This is a genomic window from Deinococcus phoenicis (assembly GCF_000599865.1).
Taxonomy (GTDB): domain Bacteria; phylum Deinococcota; class Deinococci; order Deinococcales; family Deinococcaceae; genus Deinococcus; species Deinococcus phoenicis.
Window position 1 is genome coordinate 1 of the sequence record NZ_JHAC01000014.1, and the last position, 14,518, is coordinate 14,518.

Below are 14,518 nucleotides of genomic sequence, written 5' to 3' on the forward strand. Positions count from 1 at the left end.
TCGCATGGAAGGCCGCGCCAACGGCGCTCCCCTTAAAAGTAAACATGCAAAAAAGTAAAAAAGCAGAAGGATCAGAGACAAGCGGCTCACCCCACGGTGAACCGCCGGGCCACCTTACCGCTTCCGCAACCATGCCTTGAACTGCTCGCGGCTGCCCTCGCCGTAGCCGTCCTCGTCGGCATAACGCAAGGTTCGCCACTTGAACAGTGACCCCTCCCTCTGAACGGTGATCGCCACGCCGGACGAGGTGAGCTGGTGGTAGAGCGTTCCTTCGCGCATGTCGTCCAGGTTCCCGAGTGGGGAGCCGGGCAGGAACTCAGAGGGTGCAGCCATCAGATGCGCCTCCCTTTCTCGGCTGCCGCCCACGACTCACGTACCACGAGCCTTCCCCCCCCATGTTGATTCCTCTCCCGCTCACTGCTGGTCCTCCTGGTTTGGCGAAGTCCTAAGTCCATCCCTGCCTGCGAAGGGCACCCGGTCCTTCAGTAGTCCAGATCGCGCCCTAACCCGATCTGCACGCCGCCGCCCTCGCTGGGAAACTCAGTCGCCTTTACGGTGACGTTCCGCCCGTGGCCCTCTGGCAGGTCCTGGGGATGGCCCACGAGCACGTCACCCTCGCTTGCCATCACAAAGAAGCCCTCGCCCTTCGCGGCAAGCTGCCCGTTGTACTCGCGTCCCGGCGTCGTGGTCGCCACGTACATCTCCTCCCACCGGGCGCCGTGCTGCCGCGCGCCCTCCAGATACTGCACTCCCCGTTCGAGGACGGCCACCCGATCCGGGTTGCTGATCTCGTCGAACAGCCGCCGCATGGTGCTGCCCTCGCCCTGGATGCCGTCGTAGCTGGCGACGATCATGCGCTCCTGGCTGATGGGGTCGAAGTTCAGTGGATGACCTGCCTGTTCGGCAAGCTGGAGCATGAACTCCCGTTGCGTTCGCCCGTTCCCCTCCCGGAAGGGATGCGCGTTGTTGATCTGGATGAACAGATTGGCGGCTCTCTGGCTGAACTCCTCGCGGGACAGGCCCTGGAGGGAGTTCTCGGCCCTCAGCCGGTCAAACGCGGCCTCCAGCCGGGCATTCACGCGGTTCCCCGCCTCGAAGGTGGTGGTGCCCTTCATCAGCAGCGGTGGCTGCCCCACGGTGCGGCCCTCGATGGTCAGAGGCTCGGCACGGGTCGTTCCCGCCCACTCGTACACGTCCCCAAAGAGGTGTCGGTGGATGGCCTTGAGGTGCGCCAGGTCGAAGTTTCCCCGCGTGGCAGCCGGTGCGCTACCCTCCCGCATTTGCACGGTGCGGGCCGCCGCGTAGTCGGCCTCGGCCACAGCAAGCTCCCCGGCACTTTCGATGCCGAGGAGGTTCTTCATGGTGCCGTTCGCCTGTAAGAAGGGGTCACGCCCCGTCATGCGTCCCCTTACCGCTTGTACCGCTGGTCAAGCTGGCGCAGCACGTCGTCACTGCTGAGGGTGCCCTCGGCGTACCTGTCCAGCAGGGCCGCCGTCTGGGCAGAGACAGGCTGACCTTCCATCCGGGCGGAACGCTGCACGCTCCTCACGGTGGCGCGGCGCTGTGCCCTGGCCTCCTGAGCGGCGTTGGCCTGCTCGGTGAGCGCCTGGACTTCCTGCCTGATCTTCTCCCGGATATCCCGCATCGCGCCTCCCTGGCCTATTCTACCACTACCGCAAAAACCGCGTCCTATACAGGCATTCGTCGTGCCGCCACCCCCATTCAGCCCGGCACCTTTCCAGGCTGTTCCAGGTCAATTGGAAGGCGCAGCGGCTCATTCGCACGCTCGCCCATCGCCATCCCGGTCCATTGCAGGCCGGTAGCCCGGCTGTCCCCGGAGCAAGGGGGCCTTTCCGGCAGCGCGGACCGCCGCACAATTCGCGTAGAAGACGTTGGCGGGCGTCGCCGGTGCCGGAGTTGCGGGGACTGCCACGGGTGGTGCCGGGCGCGGCGCTGCCGCTGGCGGCGACACGGAAGGCCGGTTCGCTGGCGACACGGCTCCACGCTCGGTGGCGATGGTGAACTTGCCCCCCGGCTGCACGGTCACGGTGATAGTTCCCTGCTGATCCGTGCGAAATACGCTCGCCCCGACCTTCCGGTATAGCGCCAGTGCCTCCGCCGTCGGGTGCCCGTAGTTGTTCGGCCCCACACTCACCACCACGTTCTTCGGGCGAACAGCCTTCAGCCAGGCCAGATTGTCACCATTCTTCGCACCGTGGTGGATGGATTTGTACACGTCCACTGGGCCGAGGAATCTCGCTGGGTACTTCCGTAGCCAGGCCGCCGTCTCTGCCGTCTCGCTGTCCCCGGTCATCAGTGCCCGGAACCCCCCGTACTCCACCAGCAGACCTACACTGTTGAGGTTCTGCTCGTTCCTGGGCATTCCTGCTGGAGGAGCCAGGACCGTGAGCTTGACGCTCCCGAGGTTGAGGACCTGATCCTTCGCCACCAGCCCCTGTGTCCCCGCCTGCTGCGCGGCGGCCACTAACTTCTGCCAAGTCTGCGTCGTCCCGGCCAGCCCATTATTTAAGAAGAAGCGGGGCTTGTAGAGCGTCACGGCGGGAATTAGGCCCGTGATGTGGTCGGCGTCCGCGTGGCTGGCCGCCACCAGATCGAGGCTCTGCACCCGGTACTGCCGGAGGAGAGTCTGGAGCCGGGCCTCGCTACGCCCCCCGTCATACAGGACGGACTTGCCTTCAGGGGAGGTAATCAGCACGGCGTCCCCCTGTCCCACGTTCAGGAAACGGAGGGTCAGGGGCGCGGCCAAGGACGTGCCCGCGAGAAGCAGCGTCGCCAGAGCGAAGAAGCGCCTCACAGGTCTATCTCTCCGGCAGGGGCAGTGCGGTTCAGAGCGTCGAGCTGCGTCTGCGCGGCCTCACGCTGCCGCTGCGTCTCCGCGTGGTCGATCTCCAGCGTGAAATCTCCGTCTGCCAGATGAACGCGAATCACGTCCCCTTCCCGCACGCCCCTCGGGAGACTGGCAAGCGCCATGTCCACGGTTTCCCCGTCTTCCAGTTCCACGCGGGCGAAGTGGCCCTCAATTCCGTCAATCACCCACGTCGCGTCCGGGCGTTCAGCGTTGTCCTGCGGCATACCGCACCGTAGCGCAAGGCACCGGCTCAGGTAGGTGCCCCTTCTGCCTTGGTCCATGAGAGGTCAACCCTTCTACTGCGGCAGAATGCCTCCCCACAAGGTGCCGGGGCGCTCCTCCTGAACCCCCTGAAGCAGTTCTGGGAACAGGAAGGGCATTCCGCGCTTCTCGCATCTCAGGTGGTACTCGACGTGGGCATGAAAGCGTTGACTTGGCAGCACTAGCAGGTTTTCAGGAGTGTTGTTGGTGCTGTCCCCGTTCCGGTGGTGAACGATCTCGCCGGGGAGGAGGGAACGGCCCAACCTCTCAGCGGCGATCTGACGGTGCAGCGCCACCTGCTTTCGCAATTGGAAGTTCCAGACTCTCGCGTACCGTTTGCGCTTCCGCCGTCTTATGCTGGGGGCGTGAGCCTCAACCGCTGGCTGCTGGGCCTCCTGGGTGCGGGCCTGCTGGCCCAGAGTCTGGCGTTCGCCCTGAAGTTCGGCTGGGCCGCAGCCCTGGGCATGGTGGTCCTGGGCGTTGGGGCTGGTTACGTGCTGACTCCCCAGATCAAGGCCAGCGAACAGCGGCGCATGGGCGCATTCCTGTTCAATCTGGCGGCGGTGCTGGGCAGCCTGGTCGTGGACAGCCGGGACACGGACGCGCTCTGCCTGGTCACCACCGCCGTCATCGTGATGCTGCTGTGGGATGAGGAAGGGCCGCACCTGAGAAAGCGCCTCCGCGAGCAGTGGCACAAGCAGGCTTCGTGGTTCACTCGCCCGGTCATCACTTTGCCGTCCTGAACCGGCCATATAGCCCAGCATGGCTTCAAGGTGTACGCTGAAAGTGAGCATTCCACCATTCCCCGGTGACTCCGCCTTCCTTCATCGCCCAGGACCGGTGAATGCGAAAGGAAACCTATGCCAGAGTCAAGCCCGGTGGGTGAATGGCAGATGGATAGAGGAAGTCCGCTCTGGGTTGGGACCTGCCCCCGGTGTGGTCATCGTATGACACGGGACTACAGGAGGGTGTTTGAATTGAGGCAGGACGGCCTCCTAGTGTTCTGTAATTGCCAGGTCGACCACTCCGCGAGCGCGAAGCCTGACCCTACCGACCCAGCCAAGGAAATCTGGGCCGGTGCCAACACAACAGGCTGTGGCTATCGGGGCCGTATTCCCCTGCCTCCTCAAGTCAGGAGGAGCAGATGACCCTCAAGAACGATCAGGCGATGGCCTACGAGTGGGAGGTCAAGGCGCAGCAGCTTCAATTCACGGCGCTGGACAACATCAAAGCCAAGACAGCCACCTGGGTCACCTATGTTCCCCTGCTCCTCGCGGCAGTCACCGGGCTGGCGGCCTGGACCAGCAGTGACGCCCTGATGAAGTTGACCGGGGATGCTCAGGACGTGGTCAGGACTGGAATCTTCGTGGGTGCCCTGCTGAGCTTCATCGCGTACTGGTTCGCTTCTCTGGCAGCCCAGACCGTCCCCGCCAGCATTCTGACAAACGGGGAAGCCTACCAGGATCACGTTGAAAAGGAGTCTGCGACGGCGGCCTACAACCTGAACTTCTCCCGATGGTTCACATTTCTGGCGGTGAGCCTGCTCCTGGCAACGGCCCTCTACAGCCGGACTGCGGGCGTGCAGGCTCCAGCCAGCAAGTTGAGAATGGTCTATCTCAGTGACGGCACCGTCCTGTGTGGTCGGGTGACGACCAGTGCGGCGGGACAGCTTCAGTTCAGCGCAATGGCAACTACGTCGCCCCAACCACTTCGCAACGTTGCGACAGGCAGACCGCTTGAAGTTGTCACAGCATGTCCCTGATTTTAAGACACAGTGCTCAACGAATGTCATGGGGGGTATGAATCATGGAGGTTTACTCAGGGACAGCGGAGAATGTGTCAATTAATGACGAACATACCGACAAAGGATCATATAGGGGCTATGACAAGATTCAGGAACCCTACTACGTTAAGGGAAAAGCTTGTGCAGGACGGGCTTTACTCACGTAAAGCCCGGTACGCCCCTTCGGCAGGCACCCCTTCAGGGCGCCAGACGTAGTCGCCGGTCAGCCCGATGTGCTCCCACCCCAAGGGCGACACGTGAGCCAGCAGCTCGTCCGGCACCTCTATCCCCTCGGCGCGCAACACTTCGACCGCACGCCCCAGGTACACAGCGTTCCAGACAGCGATGGCGGTCGCGACGAGATTGAGGCCACTGGCGCGGTTGCTCTGCGCCTCGAACGACTGATCCCGAATCTCGCCGCTGCGGTGGAAGGCCACCGCCCTTTTGAGGGCGTGCAGGGCCTCTCCCTTATTCAATCCCGCCAGCACCCGGCGGCGCAACTCCGGGTCACGCAGCCACTCCAGCGTGAATAGCGTCCGCTGGACGCGGCCCAGCTCACGGAGGGCCAGCGCGAGCCCGTTCTGCCTCGGATACGAAGCGAGTTTGGCGAGCATCAACGAGGCCGTCACCGTGCCTGCCTTGATCGAGGTCGTCAGCCGCCGCAACTCGTCCCAGTGCTCGCGGATCAGGCGCAGGTTGAGCCGCTGGGCTACCAGCGGCTCCAGCAGACCATAAGCTGAGCCGATCTCGGGTGTGTACAGCCGGGTCTCGCCCAGATCCCGAATACGCGGCGCGAAGCGGAAGCCCAGGAGGTAACACAGTGCGAAGACCTGCTCAGTGTAGCCTGCCGTGTCGGTGTAGTGCTCCTTGATCTTCAGCTCCGACAGGTGGTACAGCAATCCGTCAAGTACGTGCAGGGCATCCCGCACGTTGGCCGTGATGACCTTGGTGTGGAAGGGCGCGTACTGGTCGCTGACATGGGTGTAGAACAGGACACCCGGCTCGCGGCCATACTTCGCGTTCAGATGCCCGAAGGTCTTCCCCCGCCCACCTGTCGGGAAGCGTTGCCCGTCGGAACTGCTCGTCGCGCCATCGCCCCAGAGAGCGGCCAGCGGCAACTTTGACTGGAAGTTGACCAGTTCAGCGAGGCCCGCCGCGTAGGAATCGGGGCGAACGAACCAGTCCGCGAGGTACATCAAGCGGCGCGCAGTCATGCCGGGGTCGGGCGAGGCCTCAGCCATCTTGGTCAATCCCAGATTCAGACCATCCGCGAGGATGGCGGTCAGCAGATGGTCATGCCGCTCCACCTCCTTCCCGCTGTGCAGGTTCAGGAATGCCTCCGTGAAGCGGGTCCAGGCATTGACTTCCAGCAGCAGGTCGGTGATCTTCACGCGCGGGAGCCGTACGCTCAGTCTCCTCGCCAGAAGCTCCACCTCGTCCGGCACGGCCTTGGTGGCCTTCCCGATCCTGAGCCTGCCGCGTTGGACCGATACGGAGGACAGCGCGCCCCTGGCAAGCAGGTCTTCCACCTCACGCAACTGCCCTGTGAGCCTGGGTTCCGTGGCTGCCCAGAAGGCGTCAAACGTCTCGGGCAGGTCCAAGGATAGCTCGGGGAGGCGTTTCTGCCAGGTGCCCTGTGGCAGGAGGTAGGCGTCGAGGTCCTTGTACTTGCGGCTCCCGGTGACCCAGACATCTCCGGCTCGCAACGCGAGCCGCAACTCGTCTAGTACACACAACTCGTATGCTCGTCGGTCCACCGCGCCAGCTCGGAACACCTGTCCAGCCCACTTCTGCCGGACAAAACCGATGGGAACGTGTTCCGGTAGGGTGCGCTTGCCTGCGGCGTACATCTCTCGGAGGAGGTCCAGGGCCTCAACCAGGGCAGCCGCCTTGCCCTCGGCCTGGAAGGTGAAGGCCGCCAGCAACCGAGGGGCATAGCTTCGGACCTTCGCATAGCCCTTCATGGCATGAAGCAGCGGATCAAGCTGCTCGGCACTCACCACTTCCTTCTCCCGCACCGTCTCGACGAGCTGTTGCCAGTTCACAACGGCTTCGATGGCCTGATAGGGGTCAGCCCCCTGTTCGCGTGCGGCGACCACCGCCGCGCACACCGACTTGAACGTGCCGAACTGCTCGACGAGCGGCGTTCCCTGCTGCCCGAAGACCTCCGCCGCCGCCCGTTCACCTTCCCGCAGCAGCGACACCATCACGCGGTCGTGCATGTCGAGGACGGCGTCGGTCAAGGTCTCGGAGAGGTCGAGAAGATAGGCCAGGAGGGTTGCCCGCCGCCTGTGCGGTTCGAAGTCGGCCATATGCGAGGCGCTGAGCCGCCTCGCCTCCTGTGCCAGGTGATCCAGACGGTTCTGCGACAGGAAGGCCCGCAGATTACTCTGTACTGGGAAGGTTCGCACGAAGGCCAGCTTGTCCAACAAGACCAGGACATTCTTAGCTTTCGGGACACCGACGGGCCGACCCAGCCAGGCGAAGCGCGACACCGGCTCGTCACCCTGCGGCGATAATAGGGCGTCCACTCGTTCGGGCAGGTCGCCTTTCAGCGGCAGGTTCAAGAGGCTGTAGACATGCTGACCGGCGCGAACCCGGGCGGAATGGACCAGACGTTCGAGGACGCTGAAACGCGGCACCAGGATGCACCGCCGCCGCAACTCGTCCATCAGGGCGCTCATCAGTCCGAAGGGTGGGTCAGTGACGACGGCCAGCGGCACCAGCCAGTCGCGCAGCTCGTGATTCAGCCGACGGGACAGCTCGACGTACCCGAGCTGCTGGCACAGGGCGGCGAAGTGCTCATAACGGGTCGGTTCGCGGGCGGCATACTGCGCGTAGCACGTAGGTTCTACCCGCAGTTGCTCGGCGAGATAAGCCAGGACAGCCTCGGGCGGTGTTTCACCGGGACGCAGCGCACGCCCGAGATGGCGCAGCACGGTGAGCTGCACGGCGTAACCCAGCTTGTTGAAGTCCCGCCGCCGCTCCCGCACCAAGCGCAGGTCGTCCTCACTCAGCAGGTAGTACCGGGCGAGGGTGCGCTCATCGAGAGTGGGGAAGCGTATGAACTGCTCCCGTTGGGCCTTTGTCAGCAATGGTGGCGATGGGGAGACCACAATGCTTCACTCCTTGAACCACCACCCGCAGGGGCGAAGGCCGATCTTGGGCAAAGGGTCGCCAGGCTGTCGTGACTGCCCGGTGCCCGTTGGCACGGCAATTTGACTCGTACTGGGAGGAGAGGGCACTTCAGGCTCAGTCCCGGCTGATCACATGCACGTCCATCCCCTGCGTCTCGCGCAGCACGTACTTGATGATGTCCCCGCGGAAGAGTTCGGCCCAGCGGCTGCGGCTGGTCTCGCCCATCACGATCTGGGTGGCGTGGACCCGGCGGGCGTAGGCGACCAGGGCCATTCCCACGCCGCCCGCGCCCTCCAGCAGCTCGAAATGCCCCCCCAGCGCCTGCGTGATCTCGCGGCAGGTGTCCAGCAGGCGGGCCTGCTCCTGCGACAGCCGTTCCGGGCGGACCGACACCACATGCAGTTCGCCGTGCAGCCGTTCGGCGAGCTGGCCACCCCGGCGAATCAGGCGGGCGGCAGTCGCCTCGGCGGCCATCGCCACCACGATCACCTCGTGGGCGGCGGGCTGCCCTTCCGGGACCTCCAGTTCCACCGCCTGCGCAACGTGCCGCAGCGCGATCTCGCGCAAGGCAGTGAGGTTGGGCACCGTGAAGAAGTTCGAGAGCGCCTGATCGATCTTCTCCGGGCCGTAGACCTTCCCGGCCCGCAGCCGCTCGCGCAGGTCCTCGGGCGGCAGGTCCACCAGCACCAACTCGTCGGCATCGTGCAGCACGTGGTCGGGCACCCGCTCGCGCACCCGCACGCCGGTGAGGCGGGCCACGGTGTCGTTCAGGGACTCCAGGTGCTGCACGTTCATGGTGGACAGCACGTCGATGCCCGCGTCTAACAGGGCCTCCACGTCCTGCCAGCGCTTCCCGCGCGGGCTGCCGGGCGCGTTCGTGTGCGCCAGCTCGTCCACCAGCACCACCTGCGGGTGGCGGGTGATCAGGCCGTCCACGTCCAGCTCGGACAGGGTGACGTTGCCGTGCTCAATCTCCCGCCGGGGAAAGACCGGCAGCTCCCGGGCCGCCTCCAGCGTCTCCCGCCGCCCGTGCGTTTCCAGCACACCGATCAAGGCGTCCTCGCCGCGTTCCAGCCGCGCGCGCAACTCGTTCAGGGCGCGGTAGGTCTTGCCTACGCCCGCCGCCATGCCGATAAAGATGCGGTGGGTGCCGCGCCGGGGCTGGCCCGGGTCGCGCTGCAGGGTCAGGCGGACGGGTTCAGGCATAAGCTTCTTCCAGCGAGAACGCGGTAACTTTGTCCATGGACACTGCTCTTCCCACGCCGACTCCAGAACTTGTCCGAGCCAATCTGGAAAAATTTGAGCAACAGGGCATTGTCACTGAAGCAGCGCTGCATCAGCTCGTGGCCACGTTTCCTCTGAACGAACGGCTTGAGGATATTCTTCTGAAAGTCGTGGCTATCAATAGCATCTACGGCACAAACATTTTTGCGTTTGAAGAGGCGGCGAGACATATTCACTCCCTGGGAATTGATGAGGCGCTTAGTCGGGCTGATCCCTCCGTAGTCCACCGCATCGCCCAGATGACCATTAGGGGAAAACCGAGAAACAACTACTCCTTTGCAACCAAGTACTGTTCCTGGCATAAGCCGCATGAGTACCCAATCTACGACAATCTGGTTGACGAGCAACTCTGGAGATACCGAACGCAGGATCGGGACGGGTTCTCTGATTTCCGGCACCCCGATTTGCGTGACTATCCCAAGTTCAAGGAAATCATCCAGAAGTTCGCATACCGCTATGGCTTGACCGATTTCTCTATCCGGGACATTGACAAGTTCCTCTGGATTCAGGCCAAGGGTCTCTGAGGATCACCGCGCCCCATCCAGCGCCAGGTTCACCGCCAGCACGTTCACCCGCGGCTCGCCCAGCACGCTGAGCTGCCGGGGCGTGAAGTGGGCGCGGATGACCCCTTCCACCTGCGCCGGGGTCAGGTTGCGGGCCTGCGCGATGCGGTTCACCTGGAGCAGCGCGCCTGCCAGCGTGATGTCGGGATCAAGGCCGCTGCCGGAGGCGGTCGCCAGGTCGACCGGAACCGGCGTGCCCGCGCCCAGGCCGTTCTCGCGGCGCACGGCAGCGACGCGCTCCCGCACGGCCTCGGCGAGCTTCGCGTTCGTCGGCCCCCAGTTGCTCGCGCCGCTGTTCTCGGCGTTGTAGGGCTGCGGCCCGCTGCCGTCCGTTTTATTGGTCATGGAGGGCCGCCCATGCAGGTACTGCGGCGCCGTGAAGTTCTGGCCCAGCACTGCCGAGCCGACCACCTGGCCCCCGCGCGTGATCAGGCTACCGCCCGCCTGCTGGGGGAACAGCACGCCCGCCACGGTGGTGGTCAGCAGCGGGTAGGCCAGGCCGGTGATCAGGGTGAACAGCACGGCGGCGAGGAAGGCGCTCAGCAGGAGGCGGGGGAGCGGCGCGGGCCGCGCGGGGAGGTCGGGGGGAGTCATTTCAGCACTATTCATTGCAGCACCACGCCTTTCAGCATCTGGAGGTGGTCGGCCACCGGGCCGAGGGTCAGGGCGGGCAGGAAGGTCAGCGCGCCGACAATCAGGATCACGAAGACGGTCAGGCCGCCGAACAGCACGGTATCGGTGGGCAACGTGCCGCTGGAGACCGGCACCCGCCGCTTGGCGGCCAGCAGCCCCGCGACCGCCAGCATCGGCAGCAGCGTGAGGTAACGCCCGACCAGCATCGCCAGGCCGATGGTGAGGTTATAGAAAGGCGTGTTCGCCCCCAGGCCCGCGAAGGCCGAGCCGTTGTTGGCGGTGCCGGAGGTGTAGGCGTACAGGATCTCGGAGAAGCCGTGCGGGCCGGGGTTGTTCAGGCTCTTCAGGGCGTCCGGCAGCACCACCGCCAGCGCGGTGAAGCCCAGGATGCTGAGGGGATGCGCCAGGACGGCCAGCATCACCAGCTTGACCTCGCGCGCCTCGACCTTCTTGCCCAGGAACTCGGGAGTGCGGCCCACCATCAGGCCCGCGATGAAGACACCCAGCACCAGGTACTGCACGAAGTTGATGAAGCCCACGCCGTCCCCGCCGAACACGTTGTTCAGCATCATCTGCGTCATGGGTACAAAGCCGCCCATCCCGGTGTAGGAGTCGTGCATGGAGTCCACGCTGCCGGTGGTCGCCGCGGTGGTGGTGGTGGCGAAGAGGGCCGTCTGCGCGATGCCGAAGCGCACCTCCTTGCCCTCCATGTTGCCGCCCGCCTGCGTCGCCGTGATGGTCTGGTCGGCGCCCAGGCGGCTCAGGATGGGATTCCCGGCCTGCTCGAAGCTGTACACGGTGGTGAGGAAGCCCAGGAACAGCACCAGCATCCCGCCGAAAATCACCCAGCCCTGCTTGAGGTTCCCCAGCAGCCGCCCGAAGGTGTAGGTGAGGGCCGCGGGCAGCAGCAGCATGGACAGGATGTGCAGCGCGTTGGTGAGGGGCGTGGGGTTCTCGAAGGGATGCGCGGCGTTCATCGAGAAGAAGCCGCCGCCGTTGGTGCCCAGGTGCTTGATGGTCTCCAGCGAGGCTACCGGGCCCAGCGCGATGCGCTGCGTGGCCCCCTCTAGGGTGGTGGCGGTCGCGTAAGGGCTGAGCGTCTGCGGCATCCCCTGCCACACGAACACCAGCGCCAGCAGGAAGCTCAGCGGCAGCAGCACCCGGTAGATGATGCGGGTGACGTCCACCCAGAAGTTCCCCAGACTGGTGCCGCTCCGTCCCACCAGCCCGCGCATGAAGGCGGCGGCAGCAGCCAGGCCGGTGGCCGCCGAGGTGAACATGAAGGTGGTGATGACGGCCATCTGCGAGAAGTACGACAGGCTCTGCTCGCCACTGTAGGCCTGCCAGTTGGTGTTCGTCAGGAAGCTGACGACGGTGTTCCAGGCCAGGTCGGGGGCCTGGGCACTCAGGCCCGCCGGGTTCCAGGGCAGCAGCCCCTGCAGGCGCAGCAGCAGGTACGCGACCAGCAGCAGGAAGAGATTGGACACCACCAGCACCAGGCCGTAGCGTTTCCAGTCCATGCCTTCCTGCGGGTTCATGCCCAGCAGGCGGTAGGTCAGGCGTTCGGGCGCGGTGTGGGGCTCACTGGCAAAGACGCTGTACAGCCAGTTCCCCACCGGCACGACCAGCGCGGCCATAACGGCGAGTAGCACGAGGAATTGCAGCCAGGCCATCAGAAATCCTCCGGGCGCAAGAGCGAGTACAGCAGGTAGCCGAAAAGGGCCAGGGCAATCAGGGCCAGCGCGGGAATCACAGTTTCTCCATGCCTTTCAGGTACAGGGCGCACAGGGCGAAAAACACCAGGGTCAGCAACATCAGCAGAATGTCCACGGGAGCACCTCAGCCCAGCAGGGGCGTAATCAGGAGGTCGATCAGCTTGATGGCCACAAAGGGCACCACGATGCCGCCCAGGCCGTACACCAGTAGGTTGCGGCCCAGCATGGCGGCGCCGCTCATGGGGCGGTAGGGCACGCCGCGCAGGGCGAGCGGGATCAGCAGCGGAATGACCAGGGCGTTGAAGATCACGGCGCTCAGCACCGCGCTGGTGGGGCTGTGCAGGCCCATCACGTTCAGCACCGCCAGTTGCGGGTAGGCGGTCACGAAGAGGGCGGGCAGGATCGCGAAGTACTTCGCCACGTCGTTGGCGATGGAGAAGGTGGTCAGGGCCCCGCGGGTAATCAGCAGTCCCTTGCCGATGCCCACGACTTCCAGCAGCTTGGTGGGGTCCGAATCCAGGTCCACCATGTTCCCCGCTTCCTTGGCAGCCTGGGTGCCGGAATTCATGGCCAGGCCCACGTCGGCCTGGGCGAGGGCGGGGGCGTCGTTGGTGCCGTCGCCCATCATGGCGACCAGCTTGCCGCCCTGCTGCTCCTCGCGGATCATCGCCAGCTTGTCCTCCGGGGTGGCCTCGGCCAGAAAGCCGTCCACACCCGCTTCCTTGGCAATCGCCTCGGCGGTCAGGGGGTTGTCGCCGGTGATCATCACGGTCTTCAGGCCCATGCGGCGCAGCTCGGCGAAGCGTTCGCGAATGCCGGGCTTCACGATGTCGGAGAGGGCCACCACGCCCAGCAGCCGGTCATTCTCGATCACCACCAGCGGCGTGCCCCCCGCGCGCGCCACCTCGTCCACCAGGGGGCGCAGCTCGGGCGGCACGCGGCCCCCGCGTTCCTCGGCGAGGCGGATCAGGCGGTCGGAGGCGCCCTTGCGGATGCTCTCTCCCGCGAAGTCCACGCCGCTCATGCGGGTCTGGGCGGTGAATTCTACGAACTCGGCACCCGCCGGCTCCGGCGCGTCCACCCCCTGCTGGCGGGCGAGGGCCACGATGCTCTTGCCCTCCGGCGTGGGGTCCGCGAGGCTCGACAGCAGCGCCGCGCGGGCCAGTTCCGCCTTAGGCACGCCGGGCAGCGGGCTGAACGCCGTCGCCATGCGGTTGCCGATGGTGATGGTGCCGGTCTTGTCCAGCAGCAGCACGTCCACGTCGCCCGCCACCTCCACCGCCTTGCCGCTCTTGGCGATCACGTTGGCCTGCAGCGCGCGGTCCATCCCCGCGATACCGATGGCCGGGAGCAGGCCGCCGATGGTGGTGGGAATCAGGCACACCAGCAGCGCGATCAGGGTGACGGGTGAGGCGGGCGCCCCCGCGTAGACCGTGAAGGGATACAGCGTCACCACCGCCAGCAGGAAGATCAGCGTCAGGCCGCTCAGCAGGATGCTCAGGGCGATCTCGTTGGGGGTCTTCTGGCGGCTGGCCCCCTCCACCAGCGCGATCATCCGGTCGAGGAAGCTCTCGCCGGCCCCGCTGGTGACCCGCACGACGATGCGGTCGGAGAGCACCTTGGTGCCGCCCGTCACGCCGCTGTGGTCGGTGCCCGCCTCGCGGATCACGGGGGCGCTCTCGCCGGTGATGGCGCTCTCGTCCACGCTGGCGAGGCCCTCGACGATCTCGCCGTCGGCGGGAATGAACTCGCCCGCCTCCACCACCACCAGGTCGCCGGGCATGAGGGCGGTGCCGGGCACGGTCTCCTCCAGGCCCCCCACCAGGCGGCGGGCCCTCACGTCCTCGCGGGCCGAACGCAGGGAGGCCGCCTGCGCCTTGCCGCGCGCCTCGGCCAGCCCCTCGGCGAAATTGGCGAACAGCACGGTCAGCAGCAGCAGCAGCGTGATGGCGAGTTCGTAGCCCCAGGGGCGGCCCGTCGCCAGGTTCGCCACGGTCAGGTACAGGGTCAGCGCCGTGCCCACATACACCACGAACATCACCGGATTGCGGGCCTGGGCGCGGGGAGAGAGCTTGGCGAAACTGGCCCGCACCGCGTTGCTGACCAGTTCGGGTGAGAAGATGCCGGGTTTCTGCCCGGAGGGAGAGCGGATGGGGGCGGAGGTCATGGGTGTCCTCCAGAAGGGAAGGGATTCATACGGGAGGATGCTCGCCCAGAGGCCCCTTGCCGCGTATCGGTCAGGTGGCTGCCTACTCTGGCCACCTGGCCAATC

15 protein-coding genes are annotated in these 14,518 nt (G+C 65.5%); 3 read left to right on the forward strand and 12 right to left on the reverse strand.

What is annotated here, in order from left to right; genetic code table 11:
• Nucleotides 1-114: 114 nt before the first annotated feature.
• The 6 genes from DEIPH_RS04910 to DEIPH_RS19670 all read right to left on the reverse strand — a co-directional run bounded on the left by DEIPH_RS04910 (nucleotide 115) and on the right by DEIPH_RS19670 (nucleotide 3,426).
• Nucleotides 115-333, reverse strand: coding sequence for a hypothetical protein (locus tag DEIPH_RS04910; RefSeq protein WP_034354800.1), 219 nt, complete (start codon nucleotides 331-333; stop codon nucleotides 115-117).
• A 149-nt stretch (nucleotides 334-482) separates the two neighbouring features.
• Nucleotides 483-1,400, reverse strand: a complete 918-nt coding sequence (locus DEIPH_RS18655) for a Fic/DOC family protein (protein ID WP_051517163.1) — start codon at nucleotides 1,398-1,400, stop codon at nucleotides 483-485.
• Nucleotides 1,401-1,408: 8 nt separating this feature from the next.
• The gene (locus DEIPH_RS04920; protein WP_034354803.1) at nucleotides 1,409-1,645 is read right to left on the reverse strand and encodes an antitoxin VbhA family protein; all 237 of its coding nucleotides are present in this window, start codon (nucleotides 1,643-1,645) and stop codon (nucleotides 1,409-1,411) included.
• 129 nt (nucleotides 1,646-1,774) lie between these two features.
• A complete protein-coding gene (locus DEIPH_RS04925; RefSeq protein WP_034354806.1) occupies nucleotides 1,775-2,815 on the reverse strand; it encodes an excalibur calcium-binding domain-containing protein in 1,041 nt (346 codons plus the stop codon).
• Nucleotides 2,812-3,093, reverse strand: coding sequence for a DUF3006 domain-containing protein (locus DEIPH_RS04930; RefSeq protein ID WP_051517169.1), 282 nt, complete (start codon nucleotides 3,091-3,093; stop codon nucleotides 2,812-2,814). Before DEIPH_RS04930 ends, DEIPH_RS04925 begins: the two co-directional genes overlap by 4 nt.
• 72 nt (nucleotides 3,094-3,165) lie before the next feature.
• On the reverse strand, nucleotides 3,166-3,426 hold the full coding sequence (locus tag DEIPH_RS19670) for an HNH endonuclease (RefSeq protein ID WP_235183177.1): 261 nt from the start codon (nucleotides 3,424-3,426) through the stop codon (nucleotides 3,166-3,168).
• A 69-nt stretch (nucleotides 3,427-3,495) separates the two neighbouring features.
• Between DEIPH_RS19670 and DEIPH_RS20340 the strand changes: the two genes are divergently transcribed.
• Both DEIPH_RS20340 and DEIPH_RS04945 read left to right on the forward strand, forming a co-directional pair.
• Entirely contained in the window at nucleotides 3,496-3,873 is a 378-nt protein-coding gene (locus DEIPH_RS20340; protein WP_034354809.1) for a hypothetical protein, read from the forward strand.
• A gap of 401 nt (nucleotides 3,874-4,274) precedes the next feature.
• Nucleotides 4,275-4,892 carry a hypothetical protein gene (locus DEIPH_RS04945; RefSeq protein ID WP_034354811.1) on the forward strand — a complete coding sequence of 206 codons (618 nt, stop codon included), beginning with the start codon at nucleotides 4,275-4,277 and terminating at the stop codon, nucleotides 4,890-4,892.
• Between the two features lie 176 nt (nucleotides 4,893-5,068).
• Here the strand turns inward: DEIPH_RS04945 and DEIPH_RS04950 are convergent, their stop codons facing one another.
• Together DEIPH_RS04950 and DEIPH_RS04955 are read right to left on the reverse strand one after the other, a co-directional pair.
• Nucleotides 5,069-8,029, reverse strand: coding sequence for a Tn3 family transposase (locus tag DEIPH_RS04950; RefSeq protein WP_081790787.1), 2,961 nt, complete (start codon nucleotides 8,027-8,029; stop codon nucleotides 5,069-5,071).
• Nucleotides 8,030-8,165: 136 nt separating this feature from the next.
• The gene (locus tag DEIPH_RS04955) at nucleotides 8,166-9,257 is read right to left on the reverse strand and encodes a universal stress protein (protein WP_034354817.1); all 1,092 of its coding nucleotides are present in this window, start codon (nucleotides 9,255-9,257) and stop codon (nucleotides 8,166-8,168) included.
• Nucleotides 9,258-9,292: 35 nt separating this feature from the next.
• Here DEIPH_RS04955 and DEIPH_RS04960 point away from each other — a divergent pair, with 35 nt between their 5' ends.
• Nucleotides 9,293-9,859 carry a hypothetical protein gene (locus DEIPH_RS04960; protein WP_034354820.1) on the forward strand — a complete coding sequence of 189 codons (567 nt, stop codon included), beginning with the start codon at nucleotides 9,293-9,295 and terminating at the stop codon, nucleotides 9,857-9,859.
• 3 nt (nucleotides 9,860-9,862) lie between these two features.
• Here the strand turns inward: DEIPH_RS04960 and kdpC are convergent, their stop codons facing one another.
• From kdpC to kdpB, 4 genes are read right to left on the reverse strand one after another with little or no spacing between them, the layout of a single operon-like run.
• The gene (gene kdpC / locus DEIPH_RS04965; RefSeq protein WP_034354823.1) at nucleotides 9,863-10,492 is read right to left on the reverse strand and encodes a potassium-transporting ATPase subunit KdpC; all 630 of its coding nucleotides are present in this window, start codon (nucleotides 10,490-10,492) and stop codon (nucleotides 9,863-9,865) included.
• An 11-nt stretch (nucleotides 10,493-10,503) separates the two neighbouring features.
• A complete protein-coding gene (gene kdpA, locus DEIPH_RS04970) occupies nucleotides 10,504-12,204 on the reverse strand; it encodes a potassium-transporting ATPase subunit KdpA (protein ID WP_034354826.1) in 1,701 nt (566 codons plus the stop codon).
• Nucleotides 12,204-12,317 carry a K(+)-transporting ATPase subunit F gene (kdpF, locus tag DEIPH_RS20575; protein ID WP_321163332.1) on the reverse strand — a complete coding sequence of 38 codons (114 nt, stop codon included), beginning with the start codon at nucleotides 12,315-12,317 and terminating at the stop codon, nucleotides 12,204-12,206. The genes kdpA and kdpF overlap by 1 nt, the downstream gene beginning before the upstream one ends.
• Nucleotides 12,318-12,370: 53 nt before the next feature.
• Nucleotides 12,371-14,413, reverse strand: a complete 2,043-nt coding sequence (gene kdpB / locus DEIPH_RS04975; RefSeq protein WP_034354829.1) for a potassium-transporting ATPase subunit KdpB — start codon at nucleotides 14,411-14,413, stop codon at nucleotides 12,371-12,373.
• Nucleotides 14,414-14,518 lie beyond the last annotated feature (105 nt).

Bases quoted from the DNA above. Each gene is read 5' to 3' on its own strand.
- DEIPH_RS04955 (WP_034354817.1), bottom strand. From the start codon at position 9,257: ATGCCTGAACCCGTCCGCCTGACCCTGCAGCGCGACCCGGGCCAGCCC.
- kdpA (WP_034354826.1), bottom strand. From the start codon at position 12,204: ATGGCCTGGCTGCAATTCCTCGTGCTACTCGCCGTTATGGCCGCGCTG.
- DEIPH_RS04945 (WP_034354811.1), top strand. From the start codon at position 4,275: ATGACCCTCAAGAACGATCAGGCGATGGCCTACGAGTGGGAGGTCAAG.
- DEIPH_RS04910 (WP_034354800.1), bottom strand. From the start codon at position 333: ATGGCTGCACCCTCTGAGTTCCTGCCCGGCTCCCCACTCGGGAACCTG.
- DEIPH_RS18655 (WP_051517163.1), bottom strand. From the start codon at position 1,400: ATGACGGGGCGTGACCCCTTCTTACAGGCGAACGGCACCATGAAGAAC.
- DEIPH_RS04920 (WP_034354803.1), bottom strand. From the start codon at position 1,645: ATGCGGGATATCCGGGAGAAGATCAGGCAGGAAGTCCAGGCGCTCACC.
- kdpC (WP_034354823.1), bottom strand. From the start codon at position 10,492: ATGACTCCCCCCGACCTCCCCGCGCGGCCCGCGCCGCTCCCCCGCCTC.
- DEIPH_RS04960 (WP_034354820.1), top strand. From the start codon at position 9,293: ATGGACACTGCTCTTCCCACGCCGACTCCAGAACTTGTCCGAGCCAAT.
- kdpB (WP_034354829.1), bottom strand. From the start codon at position 14,413: ATGACCTCCGCCCCCATCCGCTCTCCCTCCGGGCAGAAACCCGGCATC.
- DEIPH_RS04930 (WP_051517169.1), bottom strand. From the start codon at position 3,093: ATGCCGCAGGACAACGCTGAACGCCCGGACGCGACGTGGGTGATTGAC.